This window comes from Azospirillum sp. B4, from assembly GCF_000333275.1.
Lineage (GTDB): Bacteria > Pseudomonadota > Alphaproteobacteria > Azospirillales > Azospirillaceae > Nitrospirillum.
Genome location: NZ_BACU01000010.1, coordinates 1 through 3788 on the forward strand (window position 1 = coordinate 1; position 3788 = coordinate 3788).

A 3788-nucleotide genomic window follows, 5' to 3' on the forward strand; every position below is an offset into this window, starting at 1 on the left:
CTTCCCTATCCCGTGTCGTTTGCCCGCATCGTAACCGGATTATGGTTGCCGGGCGAGGGAAACGTCACAGGGCTGCCTTGAACGCAAAAACGCCGCCCATAGGTCACCCCGGCGGGGGGGCGGAACATATGCTGTTATAGGACGCGACCGCGTCCGCCGAAGATTTTTTGGGGAGCGGAGCGGACTGAAAATCGAGGATAAGCCAAGCTGGCGGATGCCGGCGTCCGGCGTTTGAGGGCGAGAGCCGCCAGTATCAGTCCAGCTGGACCAGCTTGACCTTGCGGTTCTCCATGGCCAGGGCCAGCTTGCCGTGCTTCAGCTTCAGCGCCTGGTTGCCGAACAGGTCGAAGCGCCAGCCCGTCATGGCCGGGACCTTGGCGTTATCGTCGGCGGCGATGGCCTCCAGGTCGGCGGCGTTGGCCACCAGGCGGCTGGCCACGTCCTCATCATCGCACACCAGCTTCAGCAGCACCCGCAGCAGCTCCACCGTCGGGGCGATGCCGGCTGGCAGTTCGGCGCGGGGTTCCGGCCGGGGCAGGGCGCTGTCGGGCAGGCCGCGCGCCTTGTCGATGGCCGCCAGGATTTCGGTGCCATAACGGCCGGCCGCCATGCTGGGGCCCAGGCCGCGCGTGCGGCCCAGGTCGTCCACCGTGCTGGGGGTGTGGGCGGCGATCTCCATCAGGGTCTCGTCGCGCACCACGCGGTTGCGCGGGATGTCCTTGCGCTGCGCCTCGCGCTCGCGCCAGGCGCACAGCTCCTTCAGCACGGCGATGAAGCGCGGCTTGTCGGTGCGGGGCTTCAGCCGGCGCCACGACTCGTCGGGGTTCTGGCGGTAGGTGTCCGGGCTGGTCAGGATGGCCATCTCATCGGCCAGCCAACCCTCGCGCCCCGTCTTGTCCAGGCGGCGGCGGATCTTCTCATACGCCGGGCGCAGGTGGGTGACGTCCGACAGGGCGTAGGTCAGCTGCCGGTCGGTCAGCGGCCGGTTGGACCAGTCGGTGAAGCGGCTGGACTTGTCGATGCGGGCGGTGGTCAGCTTGGTGATCAGCGTCTCATAGCCCACGCTGTCACCGAAGCCGCAGACCATGGCCGCGACCTGGGTGTCGAACAGGGGGGTCGGCACCGACCCGGTCAGGTTGAAGAATATCTCCAGGTCCTGGCGGGCGGCGTGGAAAACCTTCAGCACGGCGGGGTTGGCCAGCAGCGCGAACAGCGGCGACAGGTCGATGCCGTCGGCCAGCGGGTCGATGGCGGCGGCCTCATCGGGGCCGGCCACCTGCACCAGGCAGAGCTGCGGGTAGTAGGTCTTCTCCCGCATGAATTCGGTGTCGACGGTGACGTACGCGGCGGAGGCCAGGCGGTCACAGAAGGCGGAGAGGTCGGCGGTCGTGGTGATCAGCGTCATGAGACCTTCCACATACTATAGGCGGCGGCGTATGCCTAGCGGCCTCTTGCGCCCGCCGCCGCCAGCACCCGTTCCGGAAAGCCGTCGGCCAGGAAGCAGACGTAGCCGGCCGCGCCCACGGCGGCCAGCAACAGGGTCAACCCCACGGCCACGGCGCCCGGCCGCCGCTTGCTTTCCCGCAGCGGACGCTCCACCAGATGGGTGCTGATCGCCGCGACGGCGATGCTGACCAGCAGGCAGATCACCCGGGCGGCCCGGGATGGCTCGATGCCGATCGCCGGCAGCGCCAGGCTCACCAGCACCTCGTGCCACAGGTACAGCGAATAGCTGATGCCGCCCAGCCAGACGGCGGGCCGCGTGGCCAGCAGTGTGCGGTTGACCCAGCCCTGGGGGCCGGCCAGCAGCAGGAAAAGCGTGCCCAGCACCGGCAACGCCCCATGCCAGACCGGATAGGAGGTGGGCCAGCGCACCAGCATCTGGGACAGCAGCAGCAAGCCCAGGCCCAACAGCGACGCGGCCGAGGCCACGCGCGGGTCGGCGGGGCCGCGCGTGGCCCCGCCGTCGCCATGGCCGCTGTCGCCATGCCCGCCGGCCCAGTGGGCCGCCAGGGCGCCGGCCATCAATTCCCAGGCCCGCGCCAGGGGAAAGATGTAGGCATGGAAGCCCGAGGTCGGGTAGATCGCGATGTGGGTGGCGACGGAGGCGACGAGCACCGCCCCCAGCAGCAGCGGCCGGTTGAGGCGGGCGCGGTGGATCAGCCATACCGCCAGGGGGAAGGCCAGGTAGAACTGTTCCTCCAGCGCCAGCGACCACAGATGCCGCAGGTGCTTGCCGCCCTCCGGAATGGCGCCGGGGTTCTTATAATCCAGCCAGGCCAGGTTCTGCACGAACAGCGCGCACTCCGCCGTCATCTGGCCCAGATCGCGCAACTTCACCGCCGGGAAGGTGAACCAGCCAACCGCCAGGCTGGTGGTCAGCAGCAGGATCAGCGGCGGGAAGATGCGCCGTGCCCGATGGGCGTAGAAATCAAGGAAGCTGAAGCGCCCGCCATCCAACTGGCGGAAGATGATGCCGCCGATGAGGAAGCCCGACAGGACGAAGAAGATGTCGACACCGACAAAGCCACGCCCAGCCGTGTTGGGAAACATGTGAAAGGCGCTGACCAACAACACGGCGACCGCCCGCAAGCCATCGATGTCGGCGCGGCGGCCGCTGGACGAAGTCATGAAATCCAGACAATAGATTAGATATTTCAGTACTTTATATTGTTCCGGCCCGCCCGGGTTGTCAACACGCCATCCCTTTGCCGCGTTTGGGGGCCGCGTCGCCAGGACCCTTGACCGGCCTGCGCCCGTCTTGACAAGCCGCCCCCGTCCGGCCCTAGTGTCCGCCTGCCCGGCGCCCCGGTTCAAGGGCGTGCCGCCGCTTGTCCGCAACCGTACCCGAAACCGCATACGTCAAGGCCCGGCCCCATGCATCCCTATCGTTCCCACACCTGCGGCGCCCTGCGCCTGGAAGACGCCGGCAGCACCGTCCGCCTCTCCGGCTGGATCCACCGCAAGCGTGACCATGGCCAACTGCTGTTCGTCGACCTGCGCGACAATTACGGCCTGACCCAGTGCGTGATCGATATCGACAATCCCGGCTTCAAGGTGCTGGAGGCCGCGCGCCTGGAATCGGTGATCACGGTCACCGGCCGCGTGGTGGCCCGCACGGCCGACACCATCAACGATAAGCTGCCCACCGGCCACATCGAGGTGAAGGCGGATGAGGTGTTCGTGCAGAGCCTGGCGGACCAGCTGCCCCTGCAGGTGAATTCCGACCAGGACGCGGGTGAGGACATCCGCCTGCGCTATCGCTTCCTGGACCTGCGCCGCACCAAGATGCACCGCAACATCCATCTGCGTTCCAACGTCATCGCCTCGGCCCGCCGCCGCATGATCGAGGCCGGGTTCACCGAGTTCCAGACCCCCATCCTGACCTCGTCCTCGCCGGAGGGCGCCCGCGACTTCCTGGTGCCGGCGCGCAACCACCCGGGCAAGTTCTACGCCCTGCCGCAGGCGCCGCAGCAATTCAAGCAGCTGCTGATGGTGGCGGGCTTCGACCGCTACTTCCAGATCGCCCCCTGCTTCCGGGACGAGGACAGCCGCGCCGACCGTAGCCCCGGCGAGTTCTACCAGCTCGACTTCGAGATGAGCTTCGTCACCCAGGATGACGTGTCGCCGCCATCGAGCCGGTGATGCACGGCATCTTCACGGAGTTCCGCGACTTCACCGGCGTCGCCAAGACCGTCAGCCCCTATCCGTTCCCGCGCATCCCCTATGCCGAGAGCATGCTGAAGTACGCCAATGACAAGCCGGACCTGCGCAAACCGCTGGGGATT

The 3788-nt window shown here is 67.7% G+C and carries 2 protein-coding genes and 1 pseudogene; 1 reads left to right on the plus strand and 2 read right to left on the minus strand.

Annotation, left to right across the window (positions count from 1 at the left end; all coding sequences use genetic code 11):
- Nucleotides 1–253: 253 nt before the first annotated feature.
- Both rnd and I55_RS00275 read right to left on the minus strand, forming a co-directional pair.
- Nucleotides 254–1405 carry a ribonuclease D gene (gene rnd, locus I55_RS00270; RefSeq protein WP_044558404.1) on the minus strand — a complete coding sequence of 384 codons (1152 nt, stop codon included), beginning with the start codon at nt 1403–1405 and terminating at the stop codon, nt 254–256.
- 35 nt (nt 1406–1440) lie between these two features.
- Nucleotides 1441–2631 (minus strand): acyltransferase, encoded by a 1191-nt coding sequence (locus tag I55_RS00275; RefSeq protein ID WP_049973690.1) that lies wholly within the window; start codon nt 2629–2631, stop codon nt 1441–1443.
- Nucleotides 2632–2877: 246 nt separating this feature from the next.
- On the opposite strand from I55_RS00275, the pseudogene aspS reads away from it, so the two are divergent.
- Nucleotides 2878–3788, plus strand: a pseudogene (gene aspS, locus I55_RS00280) (aspartate--tRNA ligase); the annotation flags it as partial.